22 protein-coding genes and 1 tRNA gene are annotated in these 22,182 nt (G+C 53.9%); 21 read left to right on the top strand and 2 right to left on the bottom strand.

Features of this window, described 5'->3' with window-relative positions:
• Positions 1 to 12: 12 nt before the first annotated feature.
• The 4 genes from pnuC to hisF all read left to right on the top strand — a co-directional run bounded on the left by pnuC (position 13) and on the right by hisF (position 2,728).
• Complete coding sequence (gene pnuC, locus G583_RS0109080) at positions 13 to 735, top strand: nicotinamide riboside transporter PnuC (protein ID WP_022870872.1); 723 nt, start codon at positions 13 to 15, stop codon at positions 733 to 735.
• Positions 736 to 802: 67 nt separating this feature from the next.
• Positions 803 to 1,066 carry a phosphoribosyl-ATP diphosphatase gene (locus tag G583_RS0109075; protein WP_029629442.1) on the top strand — a complete coding sequence of 88 codons (264 nt, stop codon included), beginning with the start codon at positions 803 to 805 and terminating at the stop codon, positions 1,064 to 1,066.
• Positions 1,067 to 1,086: 20 nt separating this feature from the next.
• Complete coding sequence (gene hisG / locus G583_RS0109070) at positions 1,087 to 1,938, top strand: ATP phosphoribosyltransferase (protein WP_022870870.1); 852 nt, start codon at positions 1,087 to 1,089, stop codon at positions 1,936 to 1,938.
• Positions 1,939 to 1,960: 22 nt separating this feature from the next.
• Positions 1,961 to 2,728: an imidazole glycerol phosphate synthase subunit HisF gene (hisF, locus tag G583_RS0109065; RefSeq protein WP_022870869.1), complete on the top strand. Its 768-nt coding sequence runs from the start codon at positions 1,961 to 1,963 to the stop codon at positions 2,726 to 2,728.
• Positions 2,729 to 2,741: 13 nt separating this feature from the next.
• Here the strand turns inward: hisF and G583_RS15305 are convergent, their stop codons facing one another.
• Positions 2,742 to 3,419: a maleylpyruvate isomerase family mycothiol-dependent enzyme gene (locus G583_RS15305; RefSeq protein WP_084677336.1), complete on the bottom strand. Its 678-nt coding sequence runs from the start codon at positions 3,417 to 3,419 to the stop codon at positions 2,742 to 2,744.
• Positions 3,420 to 3,485: 66 nt separating this feature from the next.
• Here G583_RS15305 and hisI point away from each other — a divergent pair, with 66 nt between their 5' ends.
• The 9 genes from hisI to pyk all read left to right on the top strand — a co-directional run bounded on the left by hisI (position 3,486) and on the right by pyk (position 12,050).
• Entirely contained in the window at positions 3,486 to 3,866 is a 381-nt protein-coding gene (hisI, locus tag G583_RS0109055; RefSeq protein ID WP_022870866.1) for a phosphoribosyl-AMP cyclohydrolase, read from the top strand.
• Between the two features lie 25 nt (positions 3,867 to 3,891).
• Positions 3,892 to 5,460 carry a chorismate-binding protein gene (locus G583_RS0109050; RefSeq protein WP_022870865.1) on the top strand — a complete coding sequence of 523 codons (1,569 nt, stop codon included), beginning with the start codon at positions 3,892 to 3,894 and terminating at the stop codon, positions 5,458 to 5,460.
• Complete coding sequence (locus G583_RS0109045; RefSeq protein ID WP_022870864.1) at positions 5,461 to 6,075, top strand: Trp biosynthesis-associated membrane protein; 615 nt, start codon at positions 5,461 to 5,463, stop codon at positions 6,073 to 6,075.
• A gap of 43 nt (positions 6,076 to 6,118) precedes the next feature.
• Positions 6,119 to 6,472: an HGxxPAAW family protein gene (locus tag G583_RS0109040; protein ID WP_022870863.1), complete on the top strand. Its 354-nt coding sequence runs from the start codon at positions 6,119 to 6,121 to the stop codon at positions 6,470 to 6,472.
• Complete coding sequence (gene trpC, locus G583_RS0109035; protein ID WP_022870862.1) at positions 6,472 to 7,293, top strand: indole-3-glycerol phosphate synthase TrpC; 822 nt, start codon at positions 6,472 to 6,474, stop codon at positions 7,291 to 7,293. The genes G583_RS0109040 and trpC overlap by 1 nt, the downstream gene beginning before the upstream one ends.
• 63 nt (positions 7,294 to 7,356) lie before the next feature.
• Positions 7,357 to 8,658, top strand: a complete 1,302-nt coding sequence (gene trpB, locus G583_RS0109030) for a tryptophan synthase subunit beta (protein WP_022870861.1) — start codon at positions 7,357 to 7,359, stop codon at positions 8,656 to 8,658.
• Between the two features lie 4 nt (positions 8,659 to 8,662).
• Positions 8,663 to 9,463 carry a tryptophan synthase subunit alpha gene (gene trpA / locus G583_RS0109025; protein WP_022870860.1) on the top strand — a complete coding sequence of 267 codons (801 nt, stop codon included), beginning with the start codon at positions 8,663 to 8,665 and terminating at the stop codon, positions 9,461 to 9,463.
• Between the two features lie 27 nt (positions 9,464 to 9,490).
• Positions 9,491 to 10,483: a prolipoprotein diacylglyceryl transferase gene (gene lgt / locus G583_RS15300; protein WP_022870859.1), complete on the top strand. Its 993-nt coding sequence runs from the start codon at positions 9,491 to 9,493 to the stop codon at positions 10,481 to 10,483.
• A 67-nt stretch (positions 10,484 to 10,550) separates the two neighbouring features.
• Positions 10,551 to 12,050: a pyruvate kinase gene (pyk, locus tag G583_RS15295; RefSeq protein WP_022870858.1), complete on the top strand. Its 1,500-nt coding sequence runs from the start codon at positions 10,551 to 10,553 to the stop codon at positions 12,048 to 12,050.
• A gap of 5 nt (positions 12,051 to 12,055) precedes the next feature.
• On the opposite strand, the gene G583_RS0109010 is transcribed toward pyk, so the two are convergent.
• On the bottom strand, positions 12,056 to 12,655 hold the full coding sequence (locus tag G583_RS0109010) for an ANTAR domain-containing response regulator (protein ID WP_022870857.1): 600 nt from the start codon (positions 12,653 to 12,655) through the stop codon (positions 12,056 to 12,058).
• 114 nt (positions 12,656 to 12,769) lie between these two features.
• Between G583_RS0109010 and G583_RS0109005 the strand changes: the two genes are divergently transcribed.
• The 8 genes from G583_RS0109005 to polA all read left to right on the top strand — a co-directional run bounded on the left by G583_RS0109005 (position 12,770) and on the right by polA (position 21,966).
• A tRNA-Leu gene (locus G583_RS0109005) sits at positions 12,770 to 12,851 on the top strand.
• A 282-nt stretch (positions 12,852 to 13,133) separates the two neighbouring features.
• Positions 13,134 to 15,968, top strand: a complete 2,835-nt coding sequence (locus tag G583_RS15290) for a DUF4040 family protein (RefSeq protein WP_022870856.1) — start codon at positions 13,134 to 13,136, stop codon at positions 15,966 to 15,968.
• Positions 15,965 to 16,354: a sodium:proton antiporter gene (locus G583_RS15285; RefSeq protein ID WP_022870855.1), complete on the top strand. Its 390-nt coding sequence runs from the start codon at positions 15,965 to 15,967 to the stop codon at positions 16,352 to 16,354. Before G583_RS15290 ends, G583_RS15285 begins: the two co-directional genes overlap by 4 nt.
• Positions 16,354 to 18,003 (top strand): monovalent cation/H+ antiporter subunit D family protein, encoded by a 1,650-nt coding sequence (locus G583_RS0108990; RefSeq protein ID WP_022870854.1) that lies wholly within the window; start codon positions 16,354 to 16,356, stop codon positions 18,001 to 18,003. The genes G583_RS15285 and G583_RS0108990 overlap by 1 nt, the downstream gene beginning before the upstream one ends.
• Positions 18,000 to 18,407, top strand: coding sequence for a Na+/H+ antiporter subunit E (locus G583_RS15280; RefSeq protein WP_022870853.1), 408 nt, complete (start codon positions 18,000 to 18,002; stop codon positions 18,405 to 18,407). The genes G583_RS0108990 and G583_RS15280 overlap by 4 nt, the downstream gene beginning before the upstream one ends.
• Positions 18,404 to 18,673 (top strand): monovalent cation/H+ antiporter complex subunit F, encoded by a 270-nt coding sequence (locus G583_RS0108980; RefSeq protein WP_022870852.1) that lies wholly within the window; start codon positions 18,404 to 18,406, stop codon positions 18,671 to 18,673. The genes G583_RS15280 and G583_RS0108980 overlap by 4 nt, the downstream gene beginning before the upstream one ends.
• Positions 18,673 to 19,098, top strand: coding sequence for a cation:proton antiporter (locus tag G583_RS0108975; protein ID WP_022870851.1), 426 nt, complete (start codon positions 18,673 to 18,675; stop codon positions 19,096 to 19,098). Before G583_RS0108980 ends, G583_RS0108975 begins: the two co-directional genes overlap by 1 nt.
• Positions 19,099 to 19,209: 111 nt before the next feature.
• A complete protein-coding gene (gene polA / locus G583_RS0108970) occupies positions 19,210 to 21,966 on the top strand; it encodes a DNA polymerase I (protein WP_051129696.1) in 2,757 nt (918 codons plus the stop codon).
• Positions 21,967 to 22,182: the final 216 nt, after the last annotated feature.

Here is a 22,182-nt window from a genome sequence, read left to right as displayed (position 1 = left end):
GGACTCATCACCATGCAGTGGCTCATTGACCTGTTCAATTGGACCATCCCGATTGCAGGCGGCGGGCTGCTGATGCGAGAAGTGTTCGGCAATGTATTTGGCTTAGCCTCAGCGCTTGGTGGGATGCAACGCAAGGTTTGGGCGTGGCCGGTCGGTATCATCGGCAACCTCACCCTGCTGACGGTATTCTTAGGCAGCTTATTCGGTGGTGCAGATGTACCCAGCCTGCTGGGACAAGCCGGTCGACAAATTATGTTCATCGTGGTGTCTATTTATGGCTGGGTGCAGTGGCGAAAATCTCAAACAGAGCGCTCCTCAAGCGGTGAAGCCACTGCGATCGTGCCGACCTGGACTTCCTGGCCTGTCCGCACCTGGTTAATCGTGATTCTCGTCGTGGGAACGCTGGCACTGACCCCATTGTTCCGCATACTCGGCTCATTTGAACCCGTCTGGGCAGACGCCTGGACATTTGTCGGCTCACTATTAGCGACCTACGGTATGGCGAAGGGATGGGTAGAGTTCTGGCTCATCTGGGTCGTCGTCGATATCGTTGGTGTGCCGCTCCTTTTCTCCGCTGGTTACTACGCCTCAGCATTTATGTATGTGTTTTATGGCGTCTTCACGCTCGTCGGATTCTTCGTCTGGGCACGCGCTAGGGCCAAAGAAAAACCCGCAGTCGAAACGCTCATGCTCGACCCCACACTGCAAGACTCGGCCACGGATTCACATCGGTAAATAAAAAACCGTGTCATGAAGTGCATCGTTGTACACGAACCTGGTTTTGAACAACTACGCTAGTACTGTGAAAACCTTCGAAGAACTCTTTGCTGAACTAGCTGAAAAAGCTCGCACCCGCCCAGAAGGCTCTGGGACCGTACAACAACTGGATGCCGGGGTCCATGCGATCGGTAAGAAAGTTGTCGAAGAAGCAGCAGAAGTGTGGATGGCCGCACGTTATGAAACCAATGATGAAGCAGCCGAGGAGATCTCCCAACTGCTCTATCACCTCCAAGTCATGATGCTTGCCAAAGGTATCTCACTGGAAGATGTCTACAAATACCTCTAACTAGGAGAATCAAACGCAAAATGTTGCGCATTGCTGTGCCCAACAAGGGCTCCTTGTCCGATGCAGCTCGTGAAACGCTCAGTGAAGCTGGTTACCGGCAGCGTCGTGATTCTAAAGAGCTAGTGCTCGTAGACCCCGAGAATGATGTTGAGTTTTTCTACTTGCGTCCACGAGATATCGCTATCTATGTCGCCAAGGGGACGCTCGACGCTGGGCTCACCGGTCGAGACCTCTTCCTGGACGCTCAAGTCGGGAATGCAGCCGAAGAAGTCATGGGACTGGGCTTTGCCCGTTCCACCTTCCGTTTTGCCGCCCCGGCCGGAAAATTTACCTCTGTTAATGAACTTGCAGGAAAGCGGATCGCAACGTCCTACGACGGTCTGCTATCGGACTTCATGAAGTCCTCTGATATTCAGCCTGAACGTATTGTCCACCTGGACGGCGCGGTCGAATCCTCGGTCTCGCTCGGTGTTGCTGACGCTATAGCCGATGTTGTCGAGACCGGCTCAACGCTCAAAGCCGCCGGTATGGAAATTCTTGGCGACCCGATTCTGCATTCTGAAGCGATTTTGATCGGCCAAACAGGACAACATCCAGCCGCGCTGGACAAACTCATCCAGCGGCTCCGTGGTGTACTGGTCGCTCGCGAATACGTCATGGTTGATTATGACGTACCAAAAGAACACATGGAAGCTGCATTAAAAGTGACTCCGGGACTGGAATCACCGACGATCGCATCGCTGGCCGACGAAAAGTGGGTCGCGGTCCGTTCCATGGCCAAGAAAAAAGACATGAACCGCATCATGGACGAACTCTATGAAATGGGGGCCAAAGCAATTTTGGCCTCAGCGATTCACGCTATCCGCCTATAACCCAACAACCGCGAGGAAAATCATGAGCACTGTAATTCGCGTCATCCCATGCCTGGATGTCAATAACGGCCGAGTCGTCAAGGGCGTAAATTTCGAAAATCTTCGAGATGCCGGAGACCCTGCAGAACTTGCCCACCGTTATAATAACGCCGGTGCCGATGAGATCACCTTCCTCGACGTCACCGCAACAACCGAACAACGCGACACAACATACGAACTCGTCAACAGCACCGCTAAAGAAGTGTTTATCCCACTCACCGTTGGTGGCGGGATTCGTAGCGTCGAACACGTTGACCAACTGCTTCGCAATGGTGCTGACAAAGTCTCGATCAGTTCGGCAGCAGTTTCTAATCCTGATCTACTCAATGAAATCTCCAATACATGGGGAGCCCAGGTCCTTGTCCTGTCGCTCGATGCACAAGCAAATCCCGCTATGCCATCCGGCTATGAAGTCATGATCAAGGGCGGCAAAGAGGGTACCGGAATGGACGCTATTGCCTGGGTTCAAGAGGCAGAAGAGCGTGGTGTTGGCGAAATTCTCATCAACTCCATCGACGCGGACGGAACCCGCGATGGCTTCGATGTTGACATGATTAAAGCTGTTCGAGCTGCTGTGTCAGTGCCACTGATTGCCTCGGGGGGTGCTGGTGAACCATCACACTTCCCACCCGCCATCGAAGCAGGTGCGCAAGCTGTATTGGCAGCATCACTGTTTCACTACGGACCAGACGATATGATTGGTCAAGTTAAAGACGCTATTGAAGCAGCTGGATTTACCGTACGTCGCTAACGACTCGACCGTTTTAAGGACGATCGATTAAGACCAGTGCGTGGTCCGGACGGCCGAGAGCATGAAGAACTAACTCTCCGGCCGGGCCGGTCACGTAGGTCAAGGTCGTGCCACGTTTGGCCACAATTCGTTCCCCGTTGGTGCGCACCAAAACATAGCCAGTTTTTGCATTGCCGTAGTACTTTCGAGCTTGTTCACGCAACTGTTCAAAGAGTGCACTGGCGTAGGTATCAGAGAGCTTTCGTGGAGCCCAGCGACTCTGAGCGCGCCGAATATCTTCTGTATGCACAAAGAATTCTAGGAGCAAACTCTCTGTTTCGTGCCGACGCTGCTTCATAGAATTTCGAATACGCTTGAACAGCGAGGGACGTTGTCCGGCTGATTGTGACTCGGCGCCATCACCAATTTTGCGCACGAGATTATAGAACGCCTTGCGAGAAGACGATTCCTCGGCCAGTTTTTCGATAGCCGTATTCATTGTTGCGCTGGAAGTTCCAGATGCTCGGCTTGTGACTTGGTGCGGGTTTTCTCGAAGATAAACTGAAGCCGCAAGGTGCTGCGTCTGCCACTGATCCACAAGAGTGGGCTCATTTGGACCGGCCGCATATAGCGCTGCCACAAAGGCAGCACGAGATGCGGCAACAAAGTCGTCGCCGTCTTGAGAATGGGGCCCCGCAGAAATGTTTGTCACATATGTGAAATTATCACGTGTTGATCAGTGGCAACAGCAGACAAGCCGTCCTACACTAGATCCATCATGAACAATTCTGAAGTTTCTCTGCCTGAATCCGATCTTGACCCCAAGATTGCCGCGCAACTGAAACGAAACGCCGACGGATTAATCCCCGCGATCGTCCAAGACGCTCAAAGTCATGAGGTTCTCATGCTGGGCTGGATGAACGATCAAGCCCTCCATAAGACATTGACCACTGGCAGAGCCTGGTATTGGTCACGTTCACGCGCAGAATACTGGCGCAAAGGTGATACCTCCGGCCACACACAACACGTGGTATCAGTCGCTCTCGACTGCGATAATGACACCGTACTGGTGGTCGTCAACCAGCAGGGTCCGGCCTGTCACACAGGTACCCCCACATGCTTTACCGGTCGAACACTGACCGTTACTGGCACCGAATAGATTTTTGACCACATGAAAGAACATAATGCGTGATATTGGCCCAGTGTTTCCCACCCGCGAAGCGTTCCACGAACTCGCAAAAGCCGACCATAAGGTCATTCCGGTAACCACCACGCTGCTACCGGATGGTTTGACCCCCGTCGGAATTTATCGACGGCTAGCAAATGATGCTCCCGGCACGTTCCTGTTGGAGTCTGCCGGACAAGACGGTAAGTGGTCTCGATATTCCTTTATCGGAGCTGGGACAGCTGCCACTTTAACTGAACAGGATGGTCAGGCAGTGTGGCAGGGTCGAGTGCCAGCCGGGGTACCATCCTCGGGCACTCCCTTGGAGGTACTCGAAGAGTCGCTCAATTTTTTGGCGACCGATGCTCGGGCTGATATCTCGGATGCGCTGCCACATTTAGTTTCAGGTTTCGTAGGATTCTTGGGCTGGGACACGGTCCGTGCATGGGTGGAACTCGGGGAGGGGCCCAAAGACGATCTCAATCTGCCGTCGATGGCCATGAACCTCGTCACCGATCTCGCTATTCATGACTCCTGGGACGGCACCGTGACCCTTGTTGCCAATGCCATTAACTTTGATGGCGAGTCCACGGGGGTCGACGGCGCATACGATCGCGCAGTAGCACGACTCGAGAGTATGGTTCAACGCCTTGCCGAACCGGTGGCCGACCCCGTTTCGTTTGCACCTGCAGGATGGTTGGACCAAGACTTCTCCACGAAAATTGGGCATTCCTGGCATGAAAAGGATTTTCTCAATGCGGTGCGGAAGACCCAGCAGTCAATACGTGAGGGAGAAGTTTCGCAGCTTGTCATCTCCCGTCGCTTCACCACAGAAACCACGGCAACTGCCTTCGATACCTACCGCGTATTGCGTGCCATCAATCCCAGCCCATACATGTTTCTGTATACCTTTGAATACCCGGATCGAGACGGCACTTACCATCTTGTCGGAGCGTCACCAGAGACCTTGGTCTCCGTCAAAGATAAGCGCGTCCTGACCCACCCCATCGGTGGTTCTAAGCCGAAAGACCCCTCGCACACGATCCGGTCGATTAGCGAGGAGTTGCTCGGAGATCCGAAAGAACGGGATGAACACGTCCAGTTAGTCGAACTGGCCAAAGCCGAACTCTCTGCAGTGTGTGCACCCGGTACTGTAGAGGTTTCCGACTTCATGATCGTCCAGCAGTTCTCACATATTCTGCACCTGGTTTCTACGGTGGAGGGCGATATTGGTGCAAACACCACCGCCCTGGACGTTTTACGGGCAAACTTCCCGGCGGGAACACTCTCGGGCTCACCGAAACACCGGGCGCTCGAACTCCTCGACGAATGGGAACCACAGGCACGAGGCCCATTCGGCGGTACTGTCGGCTACTTCGATCTTGCCGGCAACATGGACATGGCCATCACGATTCGAACCGCCGTCATCAAAGATCAAGTAGCCTATCTACAGGCAGGCGCAGGCATTGTGGCCGAATCCGTTCCCGCCACTGAAGCGCATGAAACGCTGACCAAAGCTACTGCCGCAATTCGTGCAGTCTTGGCAGCCCAAGAACTCCAAGACATCAAGGCTGGAAAACAGAACTAGATGACCACTCCGCTCCCTATTGATAACCCTCAGTCCTCCAAAGGTCTCAACCGCGGTATGACCGTGCTGGTGTTGTTGATTGGAGGCGCACTAGCATTGATCGGCTCCACTCAAACCTGGGTGACGGCCGCTGGATTCGAGGCAACACACCTCACGCAAATGACTTTATCCGGTCAAGAAGCCTCGCCCGTGATTACCGCAATGTCGTTGGTAACTATTGCCGCCGGTGCGGCTCTGTCCATCGCACGCAACATTGGGCGATGGATTATCGGCTGTGTAGCCATCCTCGGAGCATTAGCGATCGGCGCAACAACCATCAATGTACTGGTCAACCCATTCAATGCTGCAGCCCAGAAGATCTCGGAATCTACCGGAACCACAGCCACAACAAATGCTGTCGAGAATATCGAGGTATCGCTGCTGCCCTGGCTGACAGTGCTGGGCGCCGTCATTGTCCTGGTCGGAGGCATCATTGCGTTGACACAGGGCTCCCGCTGGTCACTTGGAAAAACCAAAAAGTACGACGTGAACCAGCCAACACAAGCCAATCACGATGGACCGCTTGATGAAATCGATACTTGGGATGAATTGTCCCGCGGCGAAGATCCAACCTAAAATCCCGTAGTAGTTCGTGTTCTACAGTGGTCACTACGAAAAAATGGCACAATGGGACACATATCATCGTCAGCAACTTGAGGCTGCCGGAAAATGTTCTGGCGGAAAGAAAGGCATCACCCAAATGGCGAATATGACTGAAGAATTAAAAGTTGATGAGTACGGTCGCATCTTGAATGACCCAACTCACGATGAATCACCAAGCCATGGTAACTCGCCGGCTGCATGGGCCCTCGTGATGTTGGTGCTCGTCGGGCTTGTCATTGCAGGCATTAGCGCACTTGCATCAGGCTGGGTTGTCATGTGGATCGGGATCGGAATCGCCGTACTCGGTTTGCCAGTTGCCTTCTTTATGCGTCTGGCAGGCAAGGGCGCCAACGGAGATTACAAGGGCTAATGACACCAAACCCGATTACCGGTACGGTCCTTGATGACATCATCGCTGGTGTCATCGAAGATATGGACGCCCGCAAAGCCATAACACCGCTGTCGCGCATGCAACAGCTTGCTGCCGATGTTTCACCGGCACGGGATGCGCATGCTGCCCTCGTCGGCGGTCGCGATAACCCCGATGGTGTTGGCATCATTGCCGAGGTCAAACGTGCGTCGCCCTCAGCAGGTCCGTTAGCGAATATCGGTTCTCCAGCAGATCTTGCTGCGCAATACGCGACCGGGGGAGCATCCGCCATTTCCGTGTTGACGGAACAGCGGAGATTCAACGGCTCTTTAGCGGACTTCGATGCGGTTCGAGCACGCGTGGATATCCCCCTGCTGCGCAAAGATTTCACGGTCGATGAATATCAAATCTATGAAACTCGTGCCCACGATGCTGACATAGTCCTCTTGATTGTGGCCGCGCTTGATGATGCCCAACTGCGTGATTATCTCGCGTTGACTCATGAGCTTGGCATGCATGCTCTTGTCGAGACACATACCGTTGAAGAGATTGAGCGAGCCGCTGCAGTTGATGCGTCTATCGTCGGAGTTAACGTTCGGAACCTGAAGACACTGGAAGTTGATACCTCGCATTACGGCACCCTGGCCGACCGGCTACCAGATAGCGTCATACGAATTGCAGAGTCCGGCGTCAAAGAAGCCAGTGACGTTGCCATGTATGCGGCACAAGGTGCAGACGCAGTCTTGGTAGGGGAGGCACTGGTCCGTCACGGCGAACCAACTCAAGCGATCACGGATTTCCGTCAAGCCAGCAGATCATAAACCACACACCGTGCTGCCCCGGACATATGTGCCGGGGCGGTTGTCGTATTTGGAAAGAAACATATGAGCACTCCAATCGAAAGACCAGCACCCGGTTCATACGAACATGACGGCGACTTCCAGCAGCTGCAGGGTCCATACTTTGGCCGCTACGGCGGTCAGTGGATGCCTGAATCGTTGATGGCTGCACTGCAAGAAGTTGAGGAAACTTTCCGGCATGCTGTCAAAGATCCAGAGTTTACTGCAGAGCTCAATGACCTCAACGCCAACTACATCAACCGCCCGTCACTGCTGTCCGAAGTTCCTCGCTTCGCACAGGATCACCCTGGCGTTCGAATCTTTTTGAAACGCGAAGACCTGAACCACACAGGTTCACACAAGATTAATAACGTCATCGGTCAAGCGTTGCTAGCGAAACGCATGGGCAAAACTCGCCTGATCGCCGAGACTGGAGCTGGCCAACACGGTGTGGCCACTGCAACTGCAGCAGCACTGTTTGGCATGGAATGTACTGTGTACATGGGTGAGGCCGACACCAAACGACAAGCGCTCAACGTGGCACGGATGGAAATGCTTGGTGCCGAGGTTAAAGCTGTCACCATTGGTGCACGCACACTTAAAGACGCCATCAACGAAGCCCTACGAGACTGGGTGGCCTCCGTGGATACCACCCACTACCTCCTGGGCACCGTAACCGGACCGGCCCCTTTCCCTGAAATGGTCCGTTACTTCCACCAGGTCATTGGAGACGAAGCCCGTGAGCAGTCTCTTGAACAGACCGGCAAACTGCCAGACGCGGTCATTGCGTGCGTAGGTGGTGGCTCGAACGCCATCGGCCTATTTCACGGTTTCCTCGATGACAAAGATGTTGAACTCTACGGCATGGAAGCCGGCGGCGCGGGTGTCGAAACGGGCAAACACGCAGCGCCCATCGCACTGGGACGCGTCGGAGTGCTTCACGGAGCTCGCACGTACCTGATGCAAGACGAAGATGGCCAAACTATCGACTCTCATTCGGTATCAGCCGGTCTCGACTATCCAGGAGTTGGACCTCAGCATGCGTTCCTGCATGATACGGGCCGAGCCATCTACCAGCCGGTCAGTGACTCTGAAGCCATGGACGCATTCAAGCTCCTGACGCGGACCGAAGGCATCATGCCCGCTATCGAATCCGCACATGCATTAGCCGGAGCACTCCGGTTGGCTGCCAAGTGGGTTGCAGACGGTGTCGTTGACAAGAGCACACCGCAAGACGAGCAAAAAGTGATCATCGTGAACCTGTCAGGTCGCGGCGATAAGGACGTGAGTACCGCTGCCACGTGGTTCGGTATGGTCCCAGAGGATCAAACGGAAGCCGGAGAGTAACAAGATGACAGACACCATTCGCTCACTGACTGCTGAGAAAATTGAACAGGCCCGTGCCGACGGTCGCACCGCATTTATCGGCTACCTGCCGGCCGGTTATCCGACAATCGAAGACTCCATCGAAGCCGCTGTGCAACTCGGCAATAATGGTGCCGACATTATCGAGATCGGTCTTCCGTATTCCGACCCGGTGATGGACGGGGAAGTCATCCAACTTGCCACCGCGGAGGCACTTGAAAACGGCTTCCGCGTCGCCGACGTCTTCCACATCGTCAAGGAAGTCACGTCGCGAACCGATGCCGCCGTCGTCATTATGACCTACTGGAATCTCGTCGATCGCATGGGCGTCGACGAATTCTCCCGACGCTTCGCAGAAGCTGGGGGCGCTGGACTCGTCACACCAGACCTTGTACCCGAAGAAGCCAGCGAATGGTTTGAAGCCTCAGATAAATATGAACTGGACCGAATCTTCCTCACCGCACCGTCATCTCCTGACGAACGTGTAAAACTTACCGTGGACTCCAGCAGGGGCTTCGTGTACGCCGTCTCCGTGATGGGAATTACCGGTGCTCGCGGCGAAGTATCGAATGCCGCTGAACGCGTTGTCCGCCGTGCACATGAGGCTGGAGCACCGCGCGTCTGTGTTGGGCTGGGTATTTCTGAACCACAACACGTCGCTGAAATTGGTAGCTATGCCGACGGTGCTATCGTTGGTACCGCCCTGGTAGCAGCACTGCGTGATAATGGTCCACAAGCAGTCGGGGAAATTACCCGAAATCTTGTCACCGGAGCATCCAAGAAGTAGCGCACAACACGAGGACAGGCCCAACCAATGCAGTTCGCAACCTTGATCGCATCAATTCCGCCACCACCGTTGGATGGTTTCGAACTCGGTCCCGTCAAGATTCACCTTTACGCGTTGTGCATTATCCTCGGCGGTGTCCTCGCTTTCTGGCTCGGCGGTAAACGCTGGGCCGCCCGCGGGGGCAAGTCCGAACAAATGTATGATGTCGGCCTCTGGGCCGTCGTCTTTGGCATTATCGGAGCGCGCCTCTATCACGTGCTTACCGTGCCTGATCAATACTTCGGGCCCAATTACGATGGCACCGGCGACCTGTCTAAAATCTTTGCCATCTGGGAAGGCGGCATCGCTATCTGGGGCGCTATTGGTGGTGGTGCCCTGGGCGTGTGGTTCGCATGTCGCCGATACGGGTTGCGTATGCCTGCAATGGCGGATGCAATCGCGCCGGGGATTCTTTTGGCACAAGCCGTAGGACGCTGGGGCAACTACTTCAATCAAGAACTCTTTGGCGAGCCCACCACATTGCCATGGGGGCTCGAAGTTGAAGCAGACCACTACAACTATCCAGCTGACGTGCCGGCCGACGCCCTGTTTCATCCGACGTTTCTCTACGAATCGATCTGGAACCTGCTCGGTGTTGTGTTCCTGCTGCTGATTGACCGGCGCTTCAAACTGCGAAACGGCATGATGCTCTGGTCCTACATTGTTTGGTACACCCTGGGCCGTATCCCAATCGAATCCATTCGACTCGACACGGCGCAGGAATGGTCAATTCTGGGGATCGAGGCCCGCACCAACACTTGGACCTCCGTGCTGATGTTCCTTATCGCGGTGATTCTGTTGACGTACGCCATCGTTACCCGTCCCAAGACTCCAGAAGAGCGGGCTGAAGCGGATAAAATTTTCCGAGACGATCATGCAAGAGACGAAGACGCCCAGGACGCGTCCATCGACAGCGCCCCCGACGTGAACAATGATACCGCGACAAGCGACGATGAAGGTACTTCAAATCCCAGAACATGACCTAAGTCATGTGACAGATCAAAGGCCAATCATTAACTTTCACAATCTTCGGCCATAGACTTGGACTATGAGACACGCGAAGATCGTCGCAACATTTGGCCCTGCTACACAGGGATATAAGACAACAAGCGAGCTGCTAAAGGCCGGGGTTAATGTCGCCCGGATGAACTTCAGCCACGGTGAGCATGAGGTCCATGCGAACACCTACAACACCATTCGCAAAGCTGCCTCCGATCTTGATCATTCGGTCGCTATTTTCGCAGACCTGCAAGGCCCCAAAATCCGACTCGGTAGATTCGCTGATGGGCCGTATTTGCTTGAAGACGGGGATACGTTCACTATCACCACGCGTGATATCGAGGGAACCCAGGATATTTGCTCCACCACCTTCAAAGGTCTGCCACAGGACGTAGCAGTTGGGGATCAGCTTCTCATTGACGACGGCAAGATCGCCCTGCAGGCTATCGAAGTCAGTGAAACCGAGGTTGTGACCAACGTGGTGATTGGTGGCGAGGTCTCTAATAATAAGGGAATCAACCTCCCCGGAGTTGCCGTTAGCATCCCTGCGCTCACCGAAAAAGATGAAGAGGACCTTCGATTCGCGCTGAAGCTCGGCGTCGATATGATTGCGCTGTCCTTTGTGCGCAGTGCCAAGGACATCGAACCGGTCCATGCGATTATGGAGCAAGAGGGTCGTCGGATTCCGGTCATCGCCAAACTGGAAAAACCTCAGGCAGTTGAGAACCTCCAGGAAATCATTGATGCTTTCGACGCCATCATGGTGGCTCGCGGCGACCTCGGTGTGGAACTGCCCCTAGAGGATGTCCCCGTCGTGCAGAAAAATGCGATCGATTTAGCACGGCGCTGGGCCAAGCCGGTCATCGTTGCTACACAAGTCCTGGAATCCATGATCGAGAATGCGCGACCTACCCGGGCAGAAACCTCTGACTGCGCCAACGCCGTCCTCGACGGTGCAGATGCAGTCATGCTCTCAGGCGAAACCTCCGTCGGGAAATATCCAGTGCTCACCGTGCAAACAATGGCGAAGATCATCGCATCGACTGAAGACCACAGCCTGCATCGGATGCCTCCACTCGGTACACGTCCTGGCACCCGCGGGGGAGCGGTAACTCGTGCGGCTGTCGACATTGCGGCTTCGCTAGAAATCCCGTTCTTGGTGAGTTTCACCCAATCCGGTGACTCAGCCCGACGTTTGTCACGGCTACGTGCCCCGCAACCAATTTATGCGTTTACCCATTCCTTCACCACAAATAATGTGCTGTGTCTGTCATGGGGTGTGACACCAAAACTGGTTCCGTTCATGGACTCAACGGACAAAATGACCGAGCAAATAGATTACGAACTCGTCAAGGCTGACCTGGCAAAGATCGATGACCTCGTGGTGATGGTCGCTGGGTCCCCACCAGGAGTACCGGGCTCAACAAATATGCTCAAAGTACATCGAATGGGATCGACCAAAGCGGAAATCGATCCCGCCCTGGTTGACACCGCAGTAGCCCCGCCAGCACATCGCTGGGATAACGTTTCCGGCTGGTCACCCATGTAGGGTGCTTATGACGGGTTGCCCAACTGCTCGATGACAGTTTGGGCAACGTCTTTCATCATCAGCCGCCGATCCATTGAGGTCTTCTGAATCCAGCGAAATGCCTCGGGCTCAGTAATTTCGAGCTTCTCCATAAGCAGACTCTTCGCCTGGTCCACGAGCTTTCGTGTCTCAAAACGTGTTGTCAGATCCGAAATCTCAGCTTCTAGCGTTATGAGTTGTTCGAAACGGGCCTTGGCCAGCTCAATAGCCGGCACCAGATCAGTCTCACTAAATGGTTTGACAATGTAGCTCATTGCCCCGGCATCAGTCGCTTGATCAATCAGATCTCGCTGTGAAAAGGCCGTCAAAATCACGACGGGGGCTAACGACCGCTCGGAAATGTGGCGGGTAGCAGAAATACCGTCCATGACCGGCATAGAAATATCCATCAGCACAAGATCTGGGGCATGCTCCTCGACCAATTCGATGGCCCGCTGGCCGTTGTCGGCCTCAGCAACAACGTCGTATCCCTGGCCGCGCAATGTTTCCACGATATCTAACCGAATAATCGTTTCATCTTCGGCTACCACAATACGTACAGGATGTGTTGCTTCGGTATCAGTCATAGTGACCTCATATCGTCGTGGTAGCGTGTTTGTCAGTCTCATATACTACGACAAAACTCTTGTGAGTACCTTTTGGTTATTCGAAAAACTTGTGTAAAATAGGTCAGGTGCCCGGCCCGAATGGCGGAATTGGTAGACGCGTTGCACTCAAAATGCAATATCGAAAGATGTGTGGGTTCGAGTCCCACTTCGGGTACAAAATATAATTTAAAAGCCATCACGTCCCGCATCAATATGCGGGACGAAGTGCTTTAACAGCCTTCATCATCCACACGGGTCGCCCTTCGCAACTCCTGCAACCGCGTCGGTGTATATCGTGTGCAACACATTTGATCCAGCAAGTTAGCTATGCAAGTATTGTGTGGTGCGCAAGACCATTGCGCGCCACACTTCTGAGTCCTATGACTTGACGTTGATATTCGAACCGGTGACCCACTCACAACCTGACCGCCGGTACTTGCGAAGAGGGTGAAGCATCGTGCTCTTATGGGCGGTCTTACTAGTACTGATCGCAGTGGTACTCTCGGCTCCACTTTCACATTATTTCGGTCGCAAGGCCGGTTGGTTCTTGTGGATTCCACTCATCGCTGCCGCAGTGCTGCTGGTCCAAGCATTCGCAGCCTCCAATGGCGAAATAGTTGAGTATTACCCGTGGATTCCAGATTTCTTTAACGTTGGCTTCCATTTACGACTCACCGGCCTATCTTTGCTCTTCAGCCTCTTGGTCCTTGTGATCGGTGCTGGTGTGCTGTTCTACTCCGCAAAGTATCTGGCGCGCACAAAGATCATCAGTTTCTATCTGTCAATGTCAACGTTTGCGTTAGCCATGCTGATTCTGGTGTTGGCCAATGATTTGATGGTGCTCTATGTGGCATGGGAAGCCACGACGCTTGCGTCTTTCTTTTTGATCGCACGTTCCGGATCACATGCTAGAAAACCTGCCGTCAGAACACTGCTGGTAACTGTGACAGGAGGACTAGCCCTCCTCGCAGCAGTGGCTATCATGATCGCTTCCGCGGGAAGTACCGTCGTGACCGAAGTGCTGCTGGCTGACCTCTGGAAAGATCCCACAATTGTCACGTGGCTTATCATCACCCTGGTACTGGCGGCTTTCACGAAATCGGCTCAGTTTCCATTCCAATCCTGGCTGCCTGATTCAATGGTTGCTATTTCACCGGTCTCTGCCTACCTGCACGCTGCCGCAATGGTCAAAGCCGGCATCTATTTGCTCTTACTCTTCTCACCGGTTTTAGCCGGTAATACGCTTTGGCTGACCCTGTTGGTCAGTTCTGGGCTCATAACGGCTCTACTCGGTGCGGTTGCCGCATTGCGCCGTTACGATCTCAAGGAACTCCTGGCGTACTCCACTATGTCGCAGCTTGGCTATTTGGTCGCACTGATTGGCATTGGGTCTCCAGCCGCCCTGACGGCAGCCGTCTTGCACACCATTGCGCATGCCCTGTTCAAATCTGCACTCTTCCTGGCCGTCGGGGTGATTGATCACGAAGCCGGTACACGAGATATGCGCATGCTCACCGTGCGCAAGATGGCCATGCCGGCCACTATCACCGTAGTCCTGATCGGATCGGCTTCAATGGCGGGCATTCCACCGATGCTTGGGTTCATCTCCAAGGAACATCTCTTTGAAGCGTTCCTCGGAGCAGATCTGCCGGGCCTGCTGCCATGGGTGCTGACCGGGCTTGCCGTCCTAACTGCCATCGGTACTTTCGCCTACTCCGGTCGGTTCGCTCTGGGAGCGATGGGGCACTATCGGTCCCCGCTGAACTGGATCAATACGCCTCGCGGAACGACCGCCAACCTGAAACCCGTACATGAAGCGCCACTGAGTTTTTGGGGCTATCCAGCAGTCAACGCCTCACTTACCCTGATCTTGGGAATCGTTCCGTTTGTCCTTGCCGGAACCGTATCTTCAGCAGCTACCGGTGCGATTGGCAGCCCACAGACCGTAGAACTTTCGCTCTGGCACGGTTTCACGCCCGCTTTCGCCCTTTCAATAGCAGTCATGGTGATCGGTGCCGTTGCTGTCTGGCAGTTACCACGGCTTGAAGCCTTCTTGGTGCCTCGGCCCCTGTCGCTGTCAGGACTTGGCGTGGTGGAAGATCTTCGCCAACGCACCATCCAACTGGGTGCGATTGTCAGTTCTTGGACGTCCGGTCTGAACCCTGGGCGCCACTTGGTCGTCCCGTCGCTGCTGCTGATCAGTATTGCGATCACTGGTTGGTTCACGGTTGACGAACTCCCCAGTCAACAAGCCGATCTGACACGCTGGACCGATTGGCTGTTGGTGATCATCGTGGCTGTTGGCGTCATTGCTACGGTACGGGCCAAAACCCGCGTAGCGGCCATTGTGGTCCTCGGGGCCGTCGGTTTTTCAGTGACACTATGGTTCCTTGCTCTAGGAGCTGTAGATGTCGCACTAACCCAGCTTTTGGTAGAAATTTTGACGGTCGTTGTGATGGTCTTACTGTTACACCGACTCCCGAAGTCCTTTGGAAAACAAGAAAAACTTTCCAAAGTCGGCCTGATATCGGCCGTCGCAGCGGGTATTGCAGCATTTGCCGGAACCTGGGCGCTCACAGGTCGTCGAGATATGTCAGATCCGGCGAAGTATCTCACAGAACACGGTGCTGAAGTTACCGGTGGTAATAACCTGGTGAATGTCATCCTGGTCGAATTCCGAGCTCTGGATACTCTAGGGGAGCTCACCGTACTTGGCATGGCCGGTGTGGCAATCGCTGCCCTCTTGGCCTCGCGCAAACCCAATCCAATTCGTCCGGTGAACGTCATTTCTACTTCGCCGATTTCTGATCCTCAGACCAACACCACGTTCCTGCGCGCGTTCTCGAAAGTGATGACACCAATCCTGGTGATTATCAGTATTGTTCTACTCCTGCGGGGACACAATGAGCCAGGAGGCGGATTCGTCTCTGCCCTGCTGGCGGGTGCTGCATTCGCACTGCTCTACTTGGCAGCCCCCACGAATGAAACACGTTCGATTCGCTGGCCGTACATGGGACTCATCGGCACAGGTGTCGTTTTAGGTGCGGCCGTTGGATTTATAGGCCTCTTCGAAGGTTCCTACTTTGCCCCGCTGACTTGGGACATCTTCGGTTACACCTTGTATAGCTCCCTGATTTTTGATTTTGGTGTCTACTTCGCCGTACTCGGCGTGATCCTTGGTGCGCTCAATATGATGGGCACGAAGCGTGGGCTCGATGTCGTTATGGAACAGCCTTCCATTTCCAGCCCGAGCACCAAACAACCCGAGAAGACACAGGAGACTGTCAAGTGACGCTGGCTTTAACCATCGGACTGTTGACTGCCGGAGCGGTCTATCTCTTCACCAAACGTGAGATGTTACGGGTCATCTTAGGCTTCGTGCTCTTAGGCCACGCTGCCAACCTCATATTGTTCGCAGCAGGTGGGACCGATCGACGCAGTGAGGCCTTTTACACGTCTACTGACCCGACTGCCATGGCCGACCCACTGCCACAGGCCTTTATCCTCACCGCGATCGTCATCGCATTTTCCATCACGATCTTTATGCTGGTGCTCTCAGTAACAGGCGAAGATAGTGACGAAACCGCTGAGAAAGTCGAGAAATTGGACGTCGCAGCCGAATCGGAATCTGACGGTACTCCACATAAATCATTCCGTACGAATGGTGAGGGGAAATAATGAGCGCTAGCACTATCGGCATATTACTGCCACTGTTTGTCGGGCTTCCCCTTCTTGTTGCAGGTATTTTGATCTGCACTGGGCACCGGCTTCGCCTCCATGCCGTTGTCACCATGCTGACCATGCTGACAATGCTTGCTGGCGCAATGTACATTGTCTATCACTTTTGGACAACCGACGGCGGAGCGATCGGGCACCAAGTTGGACACTGGCCAGCTGGTATTGCCATCCCATTCGTGGCGGATATGTTTACCGCCCTAATGTTGTCTGTGACTCTGCTTCTCACCGTGGTGAGTATCTGGTTTGCACACGCCTCACAGGCGGCAAATTCCAAATACTTCGCACCATTAGTTTTGGTGCTCAGTACGGGGGTCAACGGTGCACTGCTCACTGCGGACCTATTCAACTTATTCGTGTTCCTCGAAGTGATGTTACTGCCCAGTTATGGTCTATACGTGCTCAGCGCCAACCGAAAACTCCCGGTGCGACGCACACACGGCGCAAGACTCTACGTCACGTTGAATCTGTTCACCTCCACGTTGTACATGGCCGGTGTCGGCTTCCTCTACGGCACTGCAGGATCAGTCAACATTGGTGTATTGGCAGAACAAGCAAAACACGACTCCACCGTGGCATTGGCCGGTGCAGTCACCATATTTGCACTGTGCATTAAGGCCTCGGTCGTGCCCGTCCACGGTTGGTTAGCGAGGGCTTATCCAGCAACCTCGCCCGCCGTCACTGCCTTGTTTTCCGGGCTCCACACCAAAGTCGCCATTTATGCGATTTACCGGATTTATGCTGTCGTCTACGATGGCGACACGCGCTTCCTTTGGATCGGCGTGGTGTTGTTCAGCCTGACCATGCTCATCGGCGTGTTTGGTGCCGTGGGGGAGAAGACCACACGTACCATTCTGACCTTCCATATGGTCTCTCAGATTGGCTATATCTTGCTGGGTGTGGCGCTATTTACAGAACTGGGTCTTACCGCGGGTATTTTCTATCTGCTCCACCACATGATCGTGAAGGCTGCATTGTTCATGGCCACCGGTGCAGTCGAAGTACGGTACGGCACCGGAGTCATTGGTGCACTGGGCGGTATTTCACGCACCGAGCCCGTGATTGCGGTTGCCTTTATGATCGCCGCGCTGTCACTGGCTGGAATACCACCTTTCTCAGGATTCGTCGCCAAGTTCATGCTCATCGTCGGCGCAGTCGAGGCCGGAGAGATTGCCGCGGTTGTCGTTATGTTGTTTGTTTCGCTGATCACGTTGCTGTCCATGCTGAAAATTTGGACCGGCATGTTCTGGGAGAAAGGCTCCGGCGGTCCAGCAACCAAGTCGGGCACCATTATCACTTCGCAGACTCGGGATCCATACGCTCAAGAAGTGTCCTATACCCCCGAATTGGCTACCGAAGCGACACGAGCTCAGGTGACCACACTGACGGGCACGCAGACTATCGTCGAAGCCGATGAAGCTACTGTTCCAGCGCGTCGTATTAACTTTGCTTTGGCCGCCCCCGCCGTCACACTGTCACTCATTACAGTGGCTTTCGGTCTCGGTGGCCAGTTCCTCCTATCGCTGTCGGGCATTGCCGCCGAAGGCCTCTACGATGCGACTGAATACGTGCAGGCGGTGCTGCAACCATGAATATTCTGACTTGGCTCCCACGCTGGATTTGGCTCATTATCTGGTTTATCGGGCAAATTATCACCTCCTCGTGGTCGGTTTTGAAGGACCTGACCACCCCGGGGATCAGAGCCAAACCCGGCATTGCTCGAGTGTTGACTGACTGCCGCACCGATGCGGAAGTTACCATGCTCGCGGCGCTAATAACCATCACACCCGGCACGTTGACCCTGGGAACGGACGTTGACGACGAAGGTGCCCGGTGGATCTACGTTCATTCCCTGTATGACGGCGATCCCGCGAGTGTGGCTGATGGGTCTATCGACATGCAAAATCACCTTCTATCAGCCATGCGGCGCAACGGATTTACCCCGCAAGACTTTGACCAAACGGACCGCCATCTTCCCAGGAGGGCAGCATCATGACCGCCCTAAATTTTGGGTTGTATATCGCGCTAACCATTCTAGCGATTTGTATGATCGCCATAGCGTATCGGATGATTAGCGCTTCCAACGATGCAGACCGGTCTGTCTCGGCCGACTTACTGATGTTCTCGTTTATCGGCATGCTGGCCATCATCGGTGTATTGCTGGCCGGAGAGTACTTTTTCGACTTGATTCTCGTCGCGTCAGTGGTTGGCTTCATTTCCTCTGTAGCGTTAGCACGAGCACTCACCAGGGGGCGTCGCTAATGGACATCAACTCGTTGCATACCGTTGCTGCCAACTTCATCATTTTGTTAGGCGTCCTGGTCTTCGTTGTTGCCGCCGGTGGCCTCTTCAAGTTTCGCGATACCTACCAGCGCATCTCGGCCGTGGGAACGGCAGCGGGTCCGGGAATTTCCTTGATCGTCATCGGTGTATTTTTGACCGTGCCGTCGTGGCAGAACGCCGTGCAGCTACTGATTATTATCTTCCTCCAGCTGTCCACCTCGTCCATCGGGACCATGTCAATTGCACGCTCCGCCTACCTCACGGGTGTCAAGATGCAGCCGGGGTATTTCGATCAGCTCGCGGAAGATCAAGCAGAGGTCGAAGACACCAGCGACATTGACGAAGACGGCGACATCGCTCAAGAGCTCGGGAAGAACCGGGCACAGGAACCGCCACAATATTAATCACACTGGGCCGCCGACTTGTGGAGAAATGGGTTGATGGCCATTCAGCTCGTTAGACTAGAGATCGTGACTGCTTCCAAACTTACTGCTTCAGATAACTCAAACACCCTGATGGTCATCGATGGCCACTCCATGGCTTACCGCGCATTCTTCGCGTTGCCAGCCGAAAACTTTCAGACCGCTACCGGCCAACACACGAACGCCGTTTACGGTTTCTTATCAATGCTGCTGGCGATGATCCGAGAGCAAAAACCTACGCACGTGGCTGTAGCTTTCGACTTAGAAACTCCAACATTCCGTTCGGAACAATATCCGGAGTACAAGGCCGGACGCGATAAAACGCCCGAGGAGTTCTACGGACAAATCGACTTGATCAAACAGGTCATGGACGCTTTGCAGATCCCCTCCATTGAAGTTGATGGCTACGAAGCAGACGATATCGTGGCCACGATGTCGACATCTGCCGCCGAAGCTGGCTGGGATGCCCGCATCGTTTCTGGTGATCGAGATACCTTCCAACTGATCAATGACAAGGTCACCGTGTTGTACCCGATGCGCGGGGTTTCGGAGCTTCCGCCGTTTGATGCAGATGCCATTGTCGAGCGGTACGGTGTCACACCATTGCAGTATCCAGAACTCGCTGCATTGGTGGGGGAGAGCGCGGATAACTTGCCGGGTGTTCCCGGCGTCGGCCCCGGCTTCGCTGCACGCTGGTTGAAAAAATACGGCAGCCTCAAAGGCATCTTGGACAACATTGATGATATTGGTGGCAAAAAGGGCGAAGCACTGCGTGAAAACCTCGATCAGGTTCAACGCAACCGGGAATTGAACGCTCTGGTGACGAATCTCGAACTTCCCATCACGCTTGATGAAGCCGTCTTGGTCAACCCCGACCGCAATATGGTTTCTGAGCTGTTCGATGCTCTGGAATTCGACAACATTCGCAATCGAGTTTTCACCACGTTCGAACAACACCTCGGCTCTTCTGAAGAACCTGATCCACCGGAAGAAATGCCAGAAACAGCTGTCATTAAAGACGTTGAGGAATGGCAAAACTTCTTGGCATACGTTGATCAGCGGGTCTCGGTCTTCTTTCATATCAATCCACCAGCGACGATTACTCGCCGGAAGATTCCTGCACCAGGAGACTACGGTGAGATTCGTGCGGTCGGTTTTGCCACGTCGGATGCCACAGCCGTCATTGATCTCGATGACGCCAACGCCGCTCTGGGATCGGCAGTTACACAGTTCTTAGGTGATCAGCAGTATTCCAAGGTCGTCTATGATCTCAAAGCCACGCTGAAAGCATTGGCAACGTCTCCAACACAAGCCGTGCTAGAGCCGCTGCCAGATGTGAACACTTCATTGGTGTCGGTAGCCGATGACGTCTTACTGTCTGCTTACATTCTGCAGCCCGATCGTCGCGGTTATGAGTTAGCTGATCTCGTTCAGACCTATCTCAAGACCCGCTTGGAGGCTGTAGCTCCAACTGAAAATCAAGGGCAATTGGAACTCGAAGGCTTTACCGACGATAACGCTGCTCAACTGGCGCAATACGCTCGGAACGCCTGGATGATTCACCGTCTGAACGAAGCCATGGACGAAGAACTCCAGCAGCGCGATGCCGTTGGTTTGCTCCATGATCTTGAAATCCCACTGTCGGTCGTCCTGGCCGAAGTGGAATTGACCGGTATCGGCACTGACCGTCAGCGTCTTGACAGCCTCTTGGAAGGGTTCACCAACGAAGTAGAGAAGGCTCAAGAATCTGCGTTTGCCGCGATTGGTGGTCAAGAAGTCAATCTTGCTTCACCAAAACAGCTTCAGGCGGTGCTGTTTGACACGTTGGACATGCCGAAGACTCGAAAAACTAAAACCGGGTATTCTACTGATGCCGATTCGTTAGCGGATCTCTTAGAAAAAACCGACCATCCCTTTTTGCACAATCTCATGTCTTACCGGGACGCGACAAAGCTACGTCAGACGGTCCAGGGACTCTTGGACTCCATTGCCGAAGACAACCGGATTCATACGCGCTTTTCGCAGACAGCAGCAGCTACTGGTCGACTGTCGTCCTTGAATCCGAACCTCCAGAATATTCCTGTTCGCACCCCTGCGGGCCGTCAGATTCGGGACATCTTCGTGGCTGGCTCGAATCCTTATTCGGACGAATCCACCACATTGTTGACAGCAGACTACTCGCAGATTGAAATGCGCATCATGGCGCATATGTCCGAAGACGAAGGGCTGATTCAAGCCTATCGTGACGGAGAAGACTTGCACCGCTTCGTAGGCTCTCAAGTGTTCGAAGTTGAACCCGATGACGTTACAACTTCCATGCGTGACAAGGTCAAAGCTATGTCCTATGGTCTCGCCTATGGACTAAGTTCCTTCGGGCTCTCACGACAGCTGCGTATATCTGTTGATGAAGCCCGAGAATTGATGACCACATATTTTGATCGTTTCGGTGCGGTCCAACGGTATCTGCGCAACGTTGTTCGTCAGGCTCGCAAGGATGGGTACACCCAAACCATGTTGGGACGTCGTCGGTATCTACCGGATCTCCAGTCCGATAACCGCCAACTTCGTGAGATGGCAGAACGGGCCGCGTTAAACGCACCCATTCAGGGCTCTGCTGCAGACCTAATCAAAAAAGCAATGCTTGGGGTGCAGAAGCGAATTGAAACTGATGGTCTAAAGTCACGCATGATCTTGCAAGTCCATGACGAATTGATCCTAGAAGTCGTTGACTCCGAAATCGATGCTGCAGAACAGCTCCTGGTTGAAGAAATGTCGGCCGCAGCAACACTCACTGTTCCTCTAGACGTCCAGGTTGGCAAAGGCTATTCCTGGCATGAGGCTGCGCATTAAGGGAATAGCACCTGACGCTGACAAAAAGACTGTCAGCAAAAGAGCTCGGAAGTCGCATGATTCCGCCATCGAAACGCCGTAAATCGCGTTCGTCTTACGTTGATTTTGACAGGACGAATACCGTACTATATTAAACGGTGCCTATTTTGGCGCAAAATTATTGTGATGCAGCGCTGTTTGCTGCGTTATAAAAACCAAGTAAGTTTATCAATCATA

This window comes from Yaniella halotolerans DSM 15476 (assembly GCF_000420805.1).
Taxonomy (GTDB): Bacteria; Actinomycetota; Actinomycetes; order Actinomycetales; family Micrococcaceae; genus Yaniella; species Yaniella halotolerans.
Note: the sequence above shows the minus strand (reverse complement) of the source record. Positions and strands in the feature narration are given on the sequence as shown.